The 15,031-nt window shown below is 64.3% G+C and carries 12 protein-coding genes; 7 read left to right on the top strand and 5 right to left on the bottom strand.

Annotated features, from left to right (window positions below):
* Nucleotides 1-29: 29 nt before the first annotated feature.
* On the top strand, nucleotides 30-2,777 hold the full coding sequence (locus C8J25_RS07535; RefSeq protein WP_107954004.1) for a [protein-PII] uridylyltransferase: 2,748 nt from the start codon (nucleotides 30-32) through the stop codon (nucleotides 2,775-2,777).
* Nucleotides 2,778-2,964: 187 nt separating this feature from the next.
* On the opposite strand, the gene C8J25_RS07525 is transcribed toward C8J25_RS07535, so the two are convergent.
* The 4 genes from C8J25_RS07525 to C8J25_RS07510 form a co-directional block, all read right to left on the bottom strand.
* Complete coding sequence (locus C8J25_RS07525; protein WP_107954003.1) at nucleotides 2,965-5,778, bottom strand: TonB-dependent receptor; 2,814 nt, start codon at nucleotides 5,776-5,778, stop codon at nucleotides 2,965-2,967.
* 434 nt (nucleotides 5,779-6,212) lie between these two features.
* On the bottom strand, nucleotides 6,213-6,743 hold the full coding sequence (gene infC, locus C8J25_RS07520) for a translation initiation factor IF-3 (protein ID WP_031396176.1): 531 nt from the start codon (nucleotides 6,741-6,743) through the stop codon (nucleotides 6,213-6,215).
* Between the two features lie 98 nt (nucleotides 6,744-6,841).
* Entirely contained in the window at nucleotides 6,842-8,830 is a 1,989-nt protein-coding gene (gene thrS / locus C8J25_RS07515) for a threonine--tRNA ligase (RefSeq protein ID WP_107953765.1), read from the bottom strand.
* A 75-nt stretch (nucleotides 8,831-8,905) separates the two neighbouring features.
* A complete protein-coding gene (locus C8J25_RS07510) occupies nucleotides 8,906-9,721 on the bottom strand; it encodes an LD-carboxypeptidase (RefSeq protein WP_107953763.1) in 816 nt (271 codons plus the stop codon).
* Between the two features lie 52 nt (nucleotides 9,722-9,773).
* On the opposite strand from C8J25_RS07510, the gene C8J25_RS07505 reads away from it, so the two are divergent.
* The 6 genes from C8J25_RS07505 (at nucleotide 9,774) to C8J25_RS07480 (ending at nucleotide 13,782) form a co-directional block, all read left to right on the top strand.
* Complete coding sequence (locus tag C8J25_RS07505) at nucleotides 9,774-11,171, top strand: glutamate ligase domain-containing protein (RefSeq protein ID WP_107953761.1); 1,398 nt, start codon at nucleotides 9,774-9,776, stop codon at nucleotides 11,169-11,171.
* 24 nt (nucleotides 11,172-11,195) lie between these two features.
* Entirely contained in the window at nucleotides 11,196-11,450 is a 255-nt protein-coding gene (locus tag C8J25_RS07500; RefSeq protein WP_107953758.1) for a DUF6356 family protein, read from the top strand.
* 201 nt (nucleotides 11,451-11,651) lie between these two features.
* Nucleotides 11,652-12,059: a hypothetical protein gene (locus C8J25_RS07495; protein WP_107953755.1), complete on the top strand. Its 408-nt coding sequence runs from the start codon at nucleotides 11,652-11,654 to the stop codon at nucleotides 12,057-12,059.
* Nucleotides 12,056-12,259 (top strand): helix-turn-helix transcriptional regulator, encoded by a 204-nt coding sequence (locus C8J25_RS07490; RefSeq protein ID WP_107953753.1) that lies wholly within the window; start codon nucleotides 12,056-12,058, stop codon nucleotides 12,257-12,259. Before C8J25_RS07495 ends, C8J25_RS07490 begins: the two co-directional genes overlap by 4 nt.
* A 9-nt stretch (nucleotides 12,260-12,268) precedes the next feature.
* Nucleotides 12,269-13,015 (top strand): alpha/beta fold hydrolase, encoded by a 747-nt coding sequence (locus C8J25_RS07485; protein WP_107953750.1) that lies wholly within the window; start codon nucleotides 12,269-12,271, stop codon nucleotides 13,013-13,015.
* Nucleotides 13,012-13,782, top strand: coding sequence for a tetratricopeptide repeat protein (locus C8J25_RS07480; RefSeq protein WP_107953748.1), 771 nt, complete (start codon nucleotides 13,012-13,014; stop codon nucleotides 13,780-13,782). Before C8J25_RS07485 ends, C8J25_RS07480 begins: the two co-directional genes overlap by 4 nt.
* Nucleotides 13,783-13,827: 45 nt before the next feature.
* On the opposite strand, the gene C8J25_RS07475 is transcribed toward C8J25_RS07480, so the two are convergent.
* On the bottom strand, nucleotides 13,828-14,937 hold the full coding sequence (locus C8J25_RS07475; protein ID WP_107953746.1) for a fatty acid desaturase family protein: 1,110 nt from the start codon (nucleotides 14,935-14,937) through the stop codon (nucleotides 13,828-13,830).
* Between the last annotated feature and the right edge of the window lie 94 nt (nucleotides 14,938-15,031).

The raw sequence follows: 15,031 nt of genomic DNA, 5'->3' as shown, positions 1-15,031 counted from the left end.
CACGGCGTTACGCGCCCTATCTGACCGTCATGTCCGGCCGCTTCGATCATCTCCCCAACCGTCGCACGATCATCGATCGCCGCGCTGTCGCCGAAACCATCGCCGCGTTGGAGGGCGTCGACCCGACCGCGCTCCGCCGTGACGCGACCACGCTGCTGAAGGCAGCGCTGGAGAAAGGCCGGGTAGAAGTCGAACGTCGCCTCGTCGAACACCCATCCCGCGGGTTGGAAGCATCGAGTGCGCAGGCGTACCTGATCGACGCGCTGCTCCGCATCCTGTTCGATTTCACGACGCAGCGGCTCTATCCCCTGCCCAACCCCACGATCGGCGAGCGCCTAACGCTGATCGCCGTCGGCGGTTACGGCCGCGCGGAAATGGCGCCGCACTCGGACGTCGACATCGGCTTCCTCACACCCGGCAAGCAGACGCCCTGGGCCGAGCGCGTAATCGAATCGATGCTCTACGCGCTATGGGATCTCGGGCTGAAGCTCGGCCAGTCCAGCCGCTCGCTCGACGAAATGGTCCGCCAGGCCAAGAGCGACGTCACCGTCCGAACCGCGTTGCTCGAAGCGCGCTACGTGTGCGGCGATACCGAACTCTACGAACAGGCCTCGCACCGCTTCAAGACCGAAGTCCAGGCCGACACCGCGCGCACCTTCATCGCCGACAAGCTCGCCGAACGCGACGCGCGGCACCGCAAGATGGGCGACACGCGCTACGTCGTCGAACCCAACGTCAAGGAGGGCAAGGGCGGCCTGCGCGATCTCCACGCGTTGTTCTGGATCGGCAAATACATCTACGACGTCCAACGCGCCGCCGAACTGGTCGAGGTCGGGCTGTTCACCAAGGCCGAATACCGGCTGTTCCACCGCGCCGACAATTTCTTCCAGGCGGTGCGCTGCCACCTCCACAGCATCACCGGCCGCGCCGAGGATAGGCTGACGTTCGACCTGCAACGCGAGATCGCGGACCGGATGCGGTTCTCCGACCGACCGGGAAAGTCGAAGGTCGAGCGGTTCATGCAGTTCTACTTCCTGCAGGCCAAGACCGTCGGCACGCTCAGCGGCGTCTTCCTGGCGCATCTTGACGAGAAGTTCGCGGCGCGGGGCCGGCGTTTCGGGTTGCCGACGATTCGACGCTCTCCGCGGAAACTCAACGGCTTCGTGCTCGATCGCGGGCGGCTCGCACTGCCTAGCGACGACTTCTTCCGGGCCGATCCCGAACGCCTGATCGAGATCTTCCAGCTCGCCGACAAGCACGGCGTCGAGATCCACCCGCTCGCGATGCGCGCCGCTGCGCGGGATGCCAAGCTGGTCGACGACGTCCGCAACAGCCCGACGGCGAACGCGCTGTTCCTCGACGTGCTGACCTCGCCCCGCGATCCCGAACTCGTGCTGCGCTGGATGAACGAAGCGGGCGTATTCGGCCGGTTCGTGCCCGATTTCGCGCGCGTCGTCGCGCAAATGCAGTTCGACATGTATCACCACTACACCGTCGACGAACACACCATCCGCGCGATCGGCCTGCTCGCGCGGATAGAGAGCGGCACGTTGAAGGAAGATCATCCGCTTGCGACCGCGATCTTCGAGCAGATCGTGTCGCGGCGTGCGCTGTACGTTGCGGTCTTGCTTCACGACATCGCCAAGGGCCGTGGCGGCGATCATTCGATCCTCGGGGCGGGGGTGGCGCAGCGTCTCTGCCCACGCTTCGGCCTGACGCCTGCCGAGACCGAGACCGTCGCCTGGCTGGTGCGCTGGCACCTGCTGATGTCGGCGACCGCGTTCAAGCGCGACCTCAGCGACTTCAAGACGATCCTCGATTTCTGTGACATAGTGCAGAGCCCGGAGCGGCTCCGCCTGCTGCTCACGCTGACGATCGTCGACATCCGCGCCGTCGGGCCGGGCGTATGGAACGGCTGGAAACGCCAGTTGCTCGGCGACCTCTATGAATCGGCCGAGGAAGTCCTTCGGTTGGGTCACAAGCAAAAGGGTCGCGCCGAGCGGATTGCGGCCAAGCAGGCACATCTTCGCGGGGAACTCGGCTGGACCAAAGAAGTCTTCGCAACGCTCGTCCACCGGCTGCCCGAGGCATACTGGATTGCCGAACCCGAGGATGTACTCGCGCACAACGCGCGCTTCCTCGCCAATACCGGCGAAGCGCAACTGGCGATCGACGCGCATGTCTATCCGGGGCGCGGCGCGACGCTGGTGACGATCTATGCGGCCGATCATCCAGGGCTGTTCTACCGCATCGCTGGCGCGATCCACGTAGCGGGCGGCAACATCATCGATGCGCGAATTCACACCACGCGCGACGGCATGGCGGTCGACAATTTCCTCGTCCAGGATCCGTTCGGACGGCCGTTCGACGAGTCCGGCCAGCTTTCACGCCTGAAGACCGCGATTGAGGATGCGCTCGCCAACCGCGGCAAGCTCGCCGACCGGTTGGTGGCCAAGCCCCTGCCCCGCACCCGTGCCGAGGCGTTCGATATCGTCCCGAATGCGCTCGTCGACAACAAGGCGTCGAACCGCTTCACGGTGGTCGAAGTCAATGCACGCGACCGCCCGGCGCTACTCAACCAACTCGCCAACGCGCTGTTCCAGTCGAAGGTCACGATCCACTCGGCGCATGTCGCGACGTATGGCGAGCGCGCGGTCGATACGTTCTACATAACGGATCTTACAGGCGACAGGATCACTCAGCCCGCCAGGCTGAGGACGCTTGAGCGCCGGTTGCTGGCTGCGGCAGCGGGAGAAGAGATCGACCTAGCGGCGTAACATCGAGGTCGACCGCACCCTGTCATCTCCGCGCAGGCGGGAATCCATATGCTCAGCCGTTCGCGATCCCGCCGTGAAGCCTGCCAGTATGGGTTTCCGCCTTCGCGGGAATGACGGCGGTTGAAAGACACGAACAAGCCGGCCCGCAGCGAAGTGCGGACCGGCTTCTTCTTACCTTAAACCCCAATCAGAAGCGCGAGCGTAGCGTCAGGCCGTAAGTACGTGGCTCGCCCAGATACGAGGAGAAGATCTGGTTGGCCGTCGTACCGAAAGCCTGGGTCTGCGCTTGGCTGCCAGCACCCTGGAACGGTGCGCTGAACGCAACCTGCTGGTAGTTCGTGTCGAGCAGGTTCTGTGCCCACACCTCCAACGCCCATTTCTGCTGCGGCCCACGGATTCCGACGCGAGCGTTCATCAGGAAGAAGCCGTCCTGCGCCTTCTCGGGGAACAGGTCCGAGCCGGTGTTATAGTCGCTCGTCATGCGGCCATCGACATAGAACAAGGCGGTCAGGCCCGATGATCCGATATCCGGCGTCCATGCGGTCGAGGCGGTCACGGTGTGCTTTGGTGCGTTCGACAGGTTGCTGCCCGAAAGCAGGAACAGCGCAGCGTCGAGCGGCTGGCCGGTTTCACTGCCGACCAGATTGTTGCGGAAGCGCGTGTTGGTGTAGGTATAACCGAGGTTCACCGAATAGTTCGGCGCCGGGAACAGCCCTGCCTCGAGTTCGAAGCCCTGCGAGACGACGCCATATTTGGTCTTGCCGGTGCACGCCCCTGTCGCCGAACTCGCATCGCGGTCCGCGCCGTTCAGGTTCGTGTCGCAGGTGCTGATGTTCTGGACGATGAAGTTGGTGCCGTTGAAAGTGTTCAACTGGAAGTTCTTGAACTCCTGACGGAAGCCTGCGACGTTGAAGGTGAAGTCCTTCGAGGTGAACTTCAGACCGACCTCATACGCGTTCACCGTTTCCGGATCGAAGCGCAGGTTGGCGGCATCGGCGGCGGTTGGGGTCGAGAACACGTTCGCGGTCAGATCCGACCGATCGAGGTTGTAGCCGCCCGCCTTGTAGCCCCGCGAGTAGGACGCATACAGCAGCGTATCGGTACGCGGCTTGTACGAGATCACGCCCGTGCCGGTGAACTCGCCTTCCTTGAAGCTGTTCGACGGCTTGACCGCGGTCAGTGCCGAGGTCGAGTTCCCGGTGCAGGTCAGCGTGACGATACCACCGACCAGCGTCTTCACTGCGCCAGGCACCGCCGCACTGGCGAGCAGCGGACTCAGATTCGCCTGCTGGACCGGGCAGACGGTATTGTTATTGTTGAAATCGGCGTGGAAATCCTTTGCCTCATGCGTGTACCGAAGCCCGCCGGTGATCGACAGCTTGTCGGTCAGCTTGAAGATATTGTGCGTGAAGAACGCATAGTTCTCGCTGTCTTGGTAATAGGTCGAGCGCGTGTCGCCGACGTCGCTGACCGTGCTGAGACGATCGATACCGGCGAGAACCGTACCAGTCAGTGTACCGAACGCAGGCTGCGTGCCTGGGACCAAGCCGGACAGAACGGCACGACCGGTCGGGCTGAGGCAGCCCGCAGCGCGTGGTGCGCGTAGTGCGGCGGCAGGGTTGATCGTCGCGACGATGCGGCAAGCGGCAAACGCACCGTAATCCTTGCCGAACTTCAAATTGTCGGCAACGACCAGATCCTCCTTCGAATAATAGCCGCCGACCAGCCAATCGAGCTTGTCGTTGAACAACGAGCCGTTCAGGCGGACTTCCTGGCTGAAGGTGTGGAACTGGCGATAGCTGTTGCCGTCGTCGGGACGATAGCCGATGTCGAGATTGCCGTAGTCGATATCGCCTGCGCCACCCGATTTGTATTCACGGTATGCCGTGATCGAGGTGAGCGATGCACCGCCAAGGTTGACGTCGATCTGGCCCGAGCCGCCGTAATCGGTCGTGACATTGGAATAAGCCCGACCGAGCGTATTGGCGATACGGCGGTTGTATGGATCGCCCGCGCTGGGGAACACGGCACCAAGGCTCTGCATGACCTGAACGATGCGATTACCGGCCGGGTTGATCGCGAAATCACCAGGGACGCCTGGGGTCGGATCGATCTTTTCCTGAGTGTTGAGATAGACCGCGCCGCAGCACTTCTCGTCGCGATGCGTGTAGTCGCCGATCAGGCGGACAGTGACATCGGCCGATGGTTCGAACAGCAGCTGGCCACGAACGAAATAGCGATTGCGGTCGTTGTAATCCGTCTTGTTGATAACGTCGTAATAAAAGCCGTCACGCTTTCCGAAAACGCCATCGAGCCGGAAGGCGAGCTTGTCCTTGATGATCGGACCGGTCAGCCCGCCGGCAATACGGATGTTGTTATAATTGCCGTAGGTCGCCTCGGCATAGCCACCGAAATTATAAGATGGCAGCTTTGTCAGGATGTTAATGGAACCCGCGGTCGCATTGCGCCCCGACAGCGTACCCTGTGGGCCACGCAGCACTTCGATGCGATCGACCTCACCAAGATCGTTCAACCCCGAGCCGGTGCGGCTGCGATAAACGCCATCGATGAACACCGCGACCGAGCTTTCGAGGCCCGGATTGTCACCGACCGTACCGATGCCGCGAACACGCGCCGACGCGTTCGCTTCGCTGCCGGTAGAAGAGATCAAGAGCGAAGGGACGAGCTGCGTCGCCTGACGAATGTCGTTCGCGCCGGTATTCTCCAGCGCAGCCGAGCCGACCGCGGAGACAGCGATCGGCACGTTCGACAACCGCTCGGAGCGGCGCGTCGCGGTGATGACGATGTCGCTGGCGTTGCCCGAATAGGCCTGCGGTGCGGCAACCGGCGCCTGCCGTGCGTCGACCGACCCGGCGGCTGTGCCTGACGTCGTCGTCGCGGCCTGCGCTTCGGGCTGCGTGGTGGGTACGTCTTGGGCGAATGCCGGGGTGACCAAAGCGGTGGTCGCTGCAGCGGACAACAGATATGCGATCATACGCATCGGCATTCTCTCCCTAGGTGTTCGGATGTTTTCGAACTTATGGTTTGGACGTTAGGTAGAGGCGGACACGGCTTCACGTCTAGCAATTTCCGCATACGGAAACTTATTTTTGAATAACGTGTCTCCAAACCGCCACATTGCGACACACAGCAAACCCTAGTTTCAAAATGCAACTGTTTGCTGGATCATGGAGTGATGGACTCTCCAACTCCGTCTTGGGCAACGATCGGGGCAACTCGTGACACCCCATCACCATGACGCTTCTTACCGCTCGTTCGCCTCCCCGTTTAACCAGACGGGTCCAAGCAAGCGTGGCGTACAGGCGCCGTGCAAGCGCTGTGCAAGCGCGACGAACACACAGAAAAGACCGGCCAATCCCGCAGGACCGACCAGCCTTCAAATTTCAACAATAACGGCCGAAACCGCTACGCCACTTACTTCGGTGCGAGCACCATCAGCATCTGGCGGCCTTCCATGCGCGGATACGCCTCGATCTTGGCGATCTCCGCGACGTCGTCCTGTACGCGCTTCAACAGGTTCATACCGAGCTGGCCGTGGCTGAGTTCGCGACCGCGGAAGCGCAGCGTGATCTTGACCTTGTCGCCCTCGCCGATGAAGTCGTTCACCTTCTTCATCTTCGTGTCGTAGTCATGGTCGTCGATGTTAGGACGCATCTTGATCTCCTTGATCTCCTGCGTCTTCTGCGACTTGCGTGCGAGGTTCGCCTTCTTCTGCGCCTCGTACTTGAACTTGCCGACATCGAGGAACTTGGCGACGGGCGGATCGGCGTTAGGCGACACTTCGACCAGGTCGAGGCCATGCTCGGCCGCCTGCTCGATCGCTTCGCGCGTGTACATCACGCCCAGATTCTCGCCCTCGTGATCGATCACGCGGACCTTCTGGCTCTGGATGAATTCGTTGAATCGCGGGCCGTTCATTGCGGGCGTCTGCATCGGCCGGCGCATCGTGGGAGGACGTATGGGGTTTGCTCCTGAAGTTTCTGACAATATTTGGGCCGGCGTATAGCGCAGAAACTTGCGCTCGGAAAGCCGGCCCCGTTGGATCACATATCGGGTGCGCGAGCCTCGTCCGCAAGACGCGCGATCGCCTCGTCGAGCGTCAGGATGGTCTGCGCCTGGCTGCCGAGCGTGCGCAGCGCGACCTTGCCCTCCTCGGCCTCGCGCTTGCCGACGACCAGCAGGTTCGGCACCTTCGCCAGGCTGTGCTCGCGCACCTTGTAGTTGATCTTCTCGTTGCGAAGATCGGTTTCGACGCGGATCCCGGCCGCCTTCAGCTTGGCCGCAACCTCCAGCGCATAGTCGTCGGCATCCGAGACGATCGTCGCGACGACCGCCTGCACCGGCGCCAGCCAGAGCGGGAAGCGGCCGGCATGATGCTCGATCAGGATGCCGAGGAAGCGCTCGAACGTGCCGAGGATCGCGCGGTGGAGCATGACCGGGCGATGCCGCTCGCCGTCCGCGCCGACATACGACGCGTCGAGTCGCTCGGGCAGCACATAATCGAGCTGCAACGTCCCGCACTGCCACGTCCGGCCGATCGCGTCTGTCAGGTGGAATTCGAGCTTCGGACCGTAGAACGCCCCCTCACCCGGCAGCTCCTCGAACTGAAAGCGATCCTCCATCAGCCCGGCGAGCGTCAATGCCTCACGCAGATCGCCCTCGGCGCGATCCCACAGCGTGTCGTCGCCGGCGCGATTGTCGGGCCGCAACGCGAGCTTCACCATGTAGTCGGCGAAACCTAGGTCGCGGTACACCGCGTCGAGCAACTCGCAGAACGCGCGCGTCTCGGCGACGATCTGCTCGGGCGTGCAGAAGATGTGCGCATCGTCCTGCGTGAACTGGCGGACACGCATGATGCCGTGCAACGCGCCGTGCGGCTCGTTGCGGTGGCAGCAGCCGAACTCGGCAAGCCGCAGCGGCAGGTCGCGGTACGACTTGATCCCCTGGCGGAAGACCTGAACGTGCGCGGGGCAATTCATCGGCTTCAGCGCCATCAGATCACCCTTGCCGGTCAGCACGGGGGCGTTCGGATCGATCCCGGGCACCTCGTCGGGGACCACGAACATGTTCTCGCGGAACTTGCCCCAATGGCCCGACGCCTCCCACATCTTGGCGTCCATCAGCTGCGGCGTCTTGATCTCGGCATAGCCGGCCGCGTCGAGCTTGCGGCGCATATACGCCTCGAGCTGCCGCCACATCACCCAGCCCTTGGGATGCCAGAACACCGAGCCCTGCGCCTCGGACTGGAGATGGAACAGGTCCATCTCTTGCGCGATGCGGCGATGGTCGCGCTTGGCCGCCTCCTCGATCCGCAGCAGATGCGCGTCGAGCTGCTTCTTGTTGAGCCAGCCGGTGCCGTAGATACGTGACAGCATCGCGTTCTTCTGGTCGCCGCGCCAATACGCACCGCTGACGCGCGTCAGCTTGAAAGCAGCGGGGTCGAGCTTGCCGGTCGAGGCCATGTGCGGCCCGCGACACATGTCGAGCCACTCGCCCTGCCGGTAGATCGTCAGTTCCTCGCCCTCGGGGAGTTCGGCAGCCCATTCGGCCTTGAAGCTCTCGCCCTGCTGCGTCCAGCGGTCGATCAGTTGCTGGCGCGACCAGACCTCGCGCAGGAACGGCTCGTTCCGGGCGACGATCGCGCGCATCTCGGCTTCGATCGCGGGCAGGTCCTCGTCGGTGAAGGGACGGTCCTTTGGCGCGAAGTCGTAGTAGAAACCGTCGTCGGTGGCTGGGCCGAAGGTGATCTGCGTGCCGGGGAACAGGTGCTGCACCGCTTCGGCCATGACGTGTGCGAAATCGTGGCGGACGAGTTCGAGCGCGTCCGCCTCGTCACGCGCGGTCACCAGCGCGAGCGCAGTGTCGCCCTCGAATGGTCGGTTGAGATCGCGCACCTGCCCGTCGATGCGCGCGGCGAGCGCCGCCTTGGCGAGGCCCGGCCCGATCGCGGCGGCGACATCCGCGGGGGTAGTCCCGGGCGCAACCTCGCGGACGGAACCGTCGGGCAGCGTGATTCGGAACATGGCGGACATGGAGGACTTTCTGGTGTTGGAAGAGCCGCGGCTTATGCCGTCGCACACCCTATATAGGCAAGCCGGCGTCGAACGTCACGCTACCCCGAACGGGACGACATGGTTTGCCTGTGTGTGGCCGACCTCCGCGCGGCCGAGATACGGCACGCCCATGTCGCGGCTCCACCGCACCATCATGTAATCGAGCGTCTCGCCCCAGGGTGGATCATTCTCCTGGACCGCGGTCACGGCGCCGAGGCGCAGGCCGGCGATGCCCTTCAACTGCGTGGCGTTGGCGACTTTAAATAGCATGCGGTCGATCGCGTACATCGGTTCGGACACCTCTTCGACGATCAGGACGTGGTCGGTCAGGTCGGGCAGCCACGGCGTACCGATCAGCGAGGTGAGGATGCTGAGGTTGAAGGCGGCCGACGGTTGCCCGTTCAGTCCCGGCTCCAGCCCGGCCCGATCGCCGCGCACCATCCAGCCGAGTGATCGCGCGACCGTCGCTTCTCCGTCATGACGGTTGACGTCGCTGACCATCGGGCCGTGCACCGGCCGCCCGATCCGCCTGGCGTAGAGAGCGCCGAGGAGGAAGCCGACGTCGGAATAGCCGAGAAAGGTCTTGTGGCGAGCGGCGCGGCCGAGCTCGGGCATGACCATCGCCAGGATGCGGTTCGAACCATAGCCACCACGGAGGAACCAGATCGCGTCGAATGTGGGATCGTTGGCATATTCTAGGAATGCCGCCGCCCTGCGGAAATCGGAACCGGCGAAGTGGCCGTCGGTCTCCAGGCATTGCGGGTGGAAGACCAGCTCGACCTCGGGGAACGCCGTCGCCGCATACGCCGTGATCTTGGCGATCGCCGCGGGATTGGTCCGGCTCGACGCGGCGAGGACACCGATGCGCATTGTTCGTGTTCCCGACCTTGCCCCGTTACCAAACCGCCCATATCGCGGGCCGATGGATATCAGCAAACCCTGTTTCTTCGTCGGCATCGGCGGCAGCGGCATGATGCCGCTCGCGATGATCCTCGCCGGCCGTGGCGCGACCGTCGCGGGTTCGGACCGCAACCTCGACCAGGGCCGCGTTCCCGCCAAGTTCGACGACCTCGCCGCGAAGGGCGTCGCGCTGTTCCCGCAGGATGGCAGCGGGATCGTCTCGGCCGACCAGCTCGTGATCGCCTCCGCGGCGATCGAGGCGACCGTTCCCGACATGGTTGCGGCGGATGCGCTCGGCTGCACCCGCTCGACCCGCGCGGCGATGCTGGCGTCGCTGTTCAACGACAGCCGCCTGCCGATCGGTGTCGCGGGCACGAGCGGCAAGTCGACCGTTACCGGGATGATCGGGTGGATCCTGCATGCTGTCGGGCGCGATCCGACGGTGATGAACGGGGCGGTGATGAAGAACTTCGCCACGCCTGACGCCCCGTTCGCCAGCGCGCTGGTCGGAGAGGGTGAGGCTTTCGTCAGCGAAGTGGATGAGAGCGACGGGTCGATCGCCGGCTATGCGCCGAAGATCGCGGTGCTGAACAACGTCAGTCTCGACCACAAGTCGCTGGAGGAGCTACGCGTGCTGTTCGGGGACTTCGTCGCGAAGGCCGAGACGGCGGTGGTGAATGCGAACGATCCCGATGCGGCGGCGCTCGCGGCGCGGCTGCCGCGGGGTCAGATCACCACCTTTGCGATCGATGCTTCGGCCGATCTGCGGGCCGAGAATCTGAAGCCGGAGCCGTTCGCGATCCGCTTCGACATCGTCTCGCGTGGCGTTCGGACGCCGGTGAAGCTCGCCGTGCCTGGGCGGCATAACGTGTCGAACGCTCTCGCGGCGATCGGGGCGGCGATGGCGGCGGATGTGTCGCTCGCCGATGCGGCGAAGGCGATCGCCGGGTTCACAGGCCTGCGACGGCGCTTCGATCTGGTCGGCGAGGCCGGCGGGGTCTCGGTGATCGACGATTTCGGGCACAACCCGGACAAGATCGCCGCGACGCTCGACACGCTTCACGCCTTTCCCGGTCGGCTGCTGCTGCTCTTCCAGCCGCATGGCTATGGCCCGTTGAAGGTGATGGGCCGCGAACTCGTCGCGACGTTCGTCGGGCGGATGGCGGAGGACGACGTGCTCGTCCTGCCAGATCCCGCCTATTATGGTGGGACGGTCGCGCGGGAGGTCACTAGCGCGGACATCGTCGGGCAGATCGTCGAGGGTGGTCGGGACGCGCGGCATGTCGCCGACCGTGCCGAGGCCGCCGCGGCGCTGGTCGCGGAGGCAAGGCCGGGCGACCGGATCGTGGTGATGGGCGCGCGCGATGACACGCTGAGCGTGCTGGCGGCGGGAATGGTCGACGCCTTGGCCGCTACCTGATACAGAGCAGGACAGGAGACCGCCATGTTCCGCCGCTTGTTCCTCGACCACCCTGCCACCGTCGGGGAGAGCTATGTCGAGCATTTCGGCGTCGCCGGACGCTTCGGCGTGACGATGATCAAGGGCGGCCTCGGCGCGCTGGTCCATGCGTTCGTGCCGGCGCTGTGCAAGACACGAGGGAGCGACACGGTCGCCGAACTGCACCGCCAGATGGTGCTGAAGCGCGGCGCGGTCGCGGCCGATCAGACGCAGATGAAGACGGTCGAATTCATCATCTGACGATGCTTCGGAAGCCCGCCGGCTCCAAAGGTTAGGATAAAGTCACGCCCAGGACGCGTTCGCGGCCGGGTTGAGGCCGCGTGCCCCTGCGCCGGCTGGGCGCTCCCCTACCGACGATTAGGCAAGCTTGTGTAAAGCGACATTGACTCGCTTATTATGGCATGACAAGTTTCCTTTACCGATTCGAAAGGACACTTGACCATGCATAAGAGTCCCGCTCTCCGCCGTTACAATTACACTGTGTTGGGCCTCAGCCTCGCTTACATCGGCGCGCTGTTTGGCATCGTTGCTCTGTTCAGGACCCGTCCGCCCCACGGGGCCCTCGCGTATGCCGCCGCCATCCTGCCGGCGCTGCCACTGGTCGGAATTTTTCTGGCCTGGGGTCGCTATCTCACTGACGAGCCAGACGAATATGTCCGAATGCTCACGATCCGACAGACGCTGATAGCGACTGGCTTCATGCTTTCGGCGACGACGATCTGGGGATTTCTAGAAAGCTTCGGCTTGGCTGTGCACATTCCCGCCTATGCAGCCGGTATCCTGTGGTTTGCCGGACTAATGCTGGGCGGTTGTGTCAATATCTTCGCGGTGCGGACCGGTCGCTCATGAAGAACCGCCTCAAGGTGCTGCGCGCCGAGCGGGACTGGAGCCAGGGTGACCTTGCCGATCGCCTCGAAGTCTCGCGGCAGAGCGTCAATGCGATCGAGACGGGGCGGTATGATCCGTCGCTCCCGCTCGCGTTCAAGATCGCCGAACTGTTCGAGATTGCGATCGAAGACATCTTCACCAGCTCCTCCAAGACGGTCTAAAGCCGGGGCATGACCGACGCCATCGCCGCCACGCCGCCCGCCAGAGAGCGCCCTCGCCTCGCCTATCATCATACACCGGGTACCGGTCCGACGATCGTGTTCCTGTCGGGCTATGCGTCCGACATGATGGGGACCAAGGCGGTAACGCTGGAAGCGTGGGCGAAGTCCGAAGGGCGGGCGTTCCTGCGGTTTGACTATGGCGGGTGCGGGCAGAGCGAAGGCGCGTTCGAGGACCAGACCCTGGTCGACTGGCGCGACGACGTGCTGGCGATGATCGATGCGCTGGCGGAGGATTCGGCGATCCTCGTCGGATCGTCGATGGGCGGCTGGCTGATGCTGCTGGCGGCGAAGATGCGGCCCGATCTGGTGAAGGGGCTGGTCGGCATCGCACCGGCACCCGACTTCACCGACTGGGGCTTCACCACCGACGAGAAGATGGCGCTGCTCAGCAACGGCCGGATCGAGCGCAAGAACCCCTATGGTCCCGAGCCGACCGTCTATACGCGCCCCTTCTGGTCGTCGGGCGAGGCCAACCGGCTGATGTTCGGCGAGATCGCGTTCGACGGCCCGGTGCGGCTGGTACAAGGGCAGCGCGATCCGGACGTGCCGTGGCACCGCACCGCACGCCTCGCCGAGCTGTTGCGTTCAGCCGACGTGCAGACGTGGCTGGTCAAGGACGGCGACCACCGCCTGTCGCGTGACAGCGACATCTCCCTCATCATCCGGGCGGTGGAGGATGTGATCGCCGCCTTATGATCCTGATAGTGTTGCTTGCCGCTGCGCAGGCCGCCGCCCCCAGTCCAGCCACCGCCCCTGCTGCCGACCCTGTCGATGCGCAGGGTGGTCGGTTCGCTCACTGCGCCGGCCTGACGCAAAGCGACCCCGCCGCTGCACGCGCCGAGGCGGGCCGCTGGCGGATCAGCGGGGGACGGTATTTCGCGCGGCAATGCGCCGGGCTCGCCTTCGCCGCCGAAAAGAACTGGCCGTCGGCGGCAGCCGAATTCGAGGAAGCGGCGCGGGAGGCTCAGATCGCGAAGGACACGCGCGCCGCAAATTATTGGGCACAGGCGGGCAATGCATGGCTCGCCTCGGGGCAGCCCGCCAAGGCGCGTGTCGCGCTCGATTCCGCGCTTACCGCGGGGTCGCTGACCGGACTGCCGCTCGGTGAAGCGCAACTGGATCATGCGCGCGCGCTGGTCGCGGCGGGCGAGCTTGATGCGGCGCGGAGCGATCTCGATCTTGCGCTGACGACCGCCGGCGCCGACCCGCTCGCGTGGCTGTTGTCGGCGACGCTAGCCCGTCGGATGAGCAACATTCCGCGCGCCAAAGCAGATATCGCACAGGCCTTGAAGCGCTCGGCCGACGATGCGTCGGTTCAGTTGGAAGCGGGGAACATCGCGGCGTCGGCTGGCGACGAAGCGGCTGCGCGGGAGGCATGGGGAACGGCTGCGAAATTGTCGCCGACGACCGATGTCGGACGCAACGCGGTCATGGCGCTCAAGCAGTTCGACGCTGCGAAATAATCTGGACTGTTGGGCCAGTCACTCGGGACCGGCCCGGCATTCTGATCAGCGGCGGACCATCGTGCTGCGTGCGATCTTACTCACCAGACCGGGCAGACCGGGATAGCTCGCCTTGTGATACGGCGAGAGCGCGTCGAGTTCGACGGTGATCCGCCGGTGAGCCTCGCCCAGTGCGTGGTAGGGTAGACCCGGCAACAGGTGATGCAGCGCGTGGTAGCGCAGACCCACAGGTGCCCAAAGCGCGGGCAGCAACGCCGGCGGCGGGACGTTGACCGTGTCGAGATACTGCGCGGTCACCGTCATCGGCTCGCCGTCATTCTCCCACAGATGCGCGACCAGCGTGCGGACTTGGTTAAGCACCGCGAACGCCGATGCGACCGCGAAGATCGTCACGAACGCACGGAGCGGCAGCACGCCAGTCACGGTGATCGCGATCAGCGTGATCGCCCACAGGCTCGCGGCAATCTCGAGTCGATCCCAATAGGCCTTCGCTTCGCCTTCGGGCGCGCGGCGGCGGAACTGCGGGTTGATCGCGAGCGCCGAATAGCGTTCCACGATCATCGTCCGCAGCTTGGGCGACAGTAGCGAGATCGGCGACAGGATCGCGAACCGGATCAGCAGCGCGATCGGCGCGAGCGCCGATACGACGATGAACAGCGGCAGTGTCCACGGCTTCATCAGCGCGAGCGGAAGATATTCGGGATCCTCGACCGTGCCGTACCGCGTCTTGGCGTGATGGAGGTTGTGGACGCCCTCGTACATGAAGGACGGGGTCAACAGCGGAATGCCGACCAGCACGTTCCAGCCGAGCCGGAAGTTCGGGACGGACGCATGCTTCATGTGGCTGACTTCGTGAATGAAGCTCAGACCGCGGTAGAGCCCCAGCATCGCCACGATGCCGGCAACGATCACCACCGGCGTCGACGTCGAGATGGCCGCCACCGCCAGTGCACCATAGCCGACAACCATCGATGCGATCAGGTCGGCCCAGTAGATTGCCGGGCGCGGCTTCACCAGATCGCGCGTCAGGTCTGCGGCTGCACGCAGCATCGCCTTGTCGTCGGCAACGCGCTCAATCCCTCCGACACGGGACGAACCCGCGGGAATGGAAGCTGGAGCGGCCGTGCCGCGAGCGAGGCTGAGCGATGTGTCCATGGGCATATCCATTGCCCGAAGATAGTGGCGGTACCGTGGCATTTACAGGCCGCGCGGATGCCGCCGTGCCGGAGGAAACCCGATCACTCTGACA

This window comes from Sphingomonas faeni (genome assembly GCF_003053745.1).
Lineage (GTDB): Bacteria > Pseudomonadota > Alphaproteobacteria > Sphingomonadales > Sphingomonadaceae > Sphingomonas > Sphingomonas faeni.
The sequence above is the reverse complement of the archived record's forward strand: the minus strand, read 5'-3'. Positions and strand labels throughout refer to the sequence as shown.

Bases quoted from the DNA above. Each gene is read 5' to 3' on its own strand.
- C8J25_RS07535 (WP_107954004.1), top strand. From the start codon at position 30: ATGTCCGGCCGCTTCGATCATCTCCCCAACCGTCGCACGATCATCGAT.
- C8J25_RS07525 (WP_107954003.1), bottom strand. From the start codon at position 5,778: ATGCGTATGATCGCATATCTGTTGTCCGCTGCAGCGACCACCGCTTTG.
- infC (WP_031396176.1), bottom strand. From the start codon at position 6,743: ATGCGCCGGCCGATGCAGACGCCCGCAATGAACGGCCCGCGATTCAAC.
- thrS (WP_107953765.1), bottom strand. From the start codon at position 8,830: ATGTCCGCCATGTTCCGAATCACGCTGCCCGACGGTTCCGTCCGCGAG.
- C8J25_RS07510 (WP_107953763.1), bottom strand. From the start codon at position 9,721: ATGCGCATCGGTGTCCTCGCCGCGTCGAGCCGGACCAATCCCGCGGCG.
- C8J25_RS07505 (WP_107953761.1), top strand. From the start codon at position 9,774: ATGGATATCAGCAAACCCTGTTTCTTCGTCGGCATCGGCGGCAGCGGC.
- C8J25_RS07500 (WP_107953758.1), top strand. From the start codon at position 11,196: ATGTTCCGCCGCTTGTTCCTCGACCACCCTGCCACCGTCGGGGAGAGC.
- C8J25_RS07495 (WP_107953755.1), top strand. From the start codon at position 11,652: ATGCATAAGAGTCCCGCTCTCCGCCGTTACAATTACACTGTGTTGGGC.
- C8J25_RS07490 (WP_107953753.1), top strand. From the start codon at position 12,056: ATGAAGAACCGCCTCAAGGTGCTGCGCGCCGAGCGGGACTGGAGCCAG.
- C8J25_RS07485 (WP_107953750.1), top strand. From the start codon at position 12,269: ATGACCGACGCCATCGCCGCCACGCCGCCCGCCAGAGAGCGCCCTCGC.
- C8J25_RS07480 (WP_107953748.1), top strand. From the start codon at position 13,012: ATGATCCTGATAGTGTTGCTTGCCGCTGCGCAGGCCGCCGCCCCCAGT.
- C8J25_RS07475 (WP_107953746.1), bottom strand. From the start codon at position 14,937: ATGGACACATCGCTCAGCCTCGCTCGCGGCACGGCCGCTCCAGCTTCC.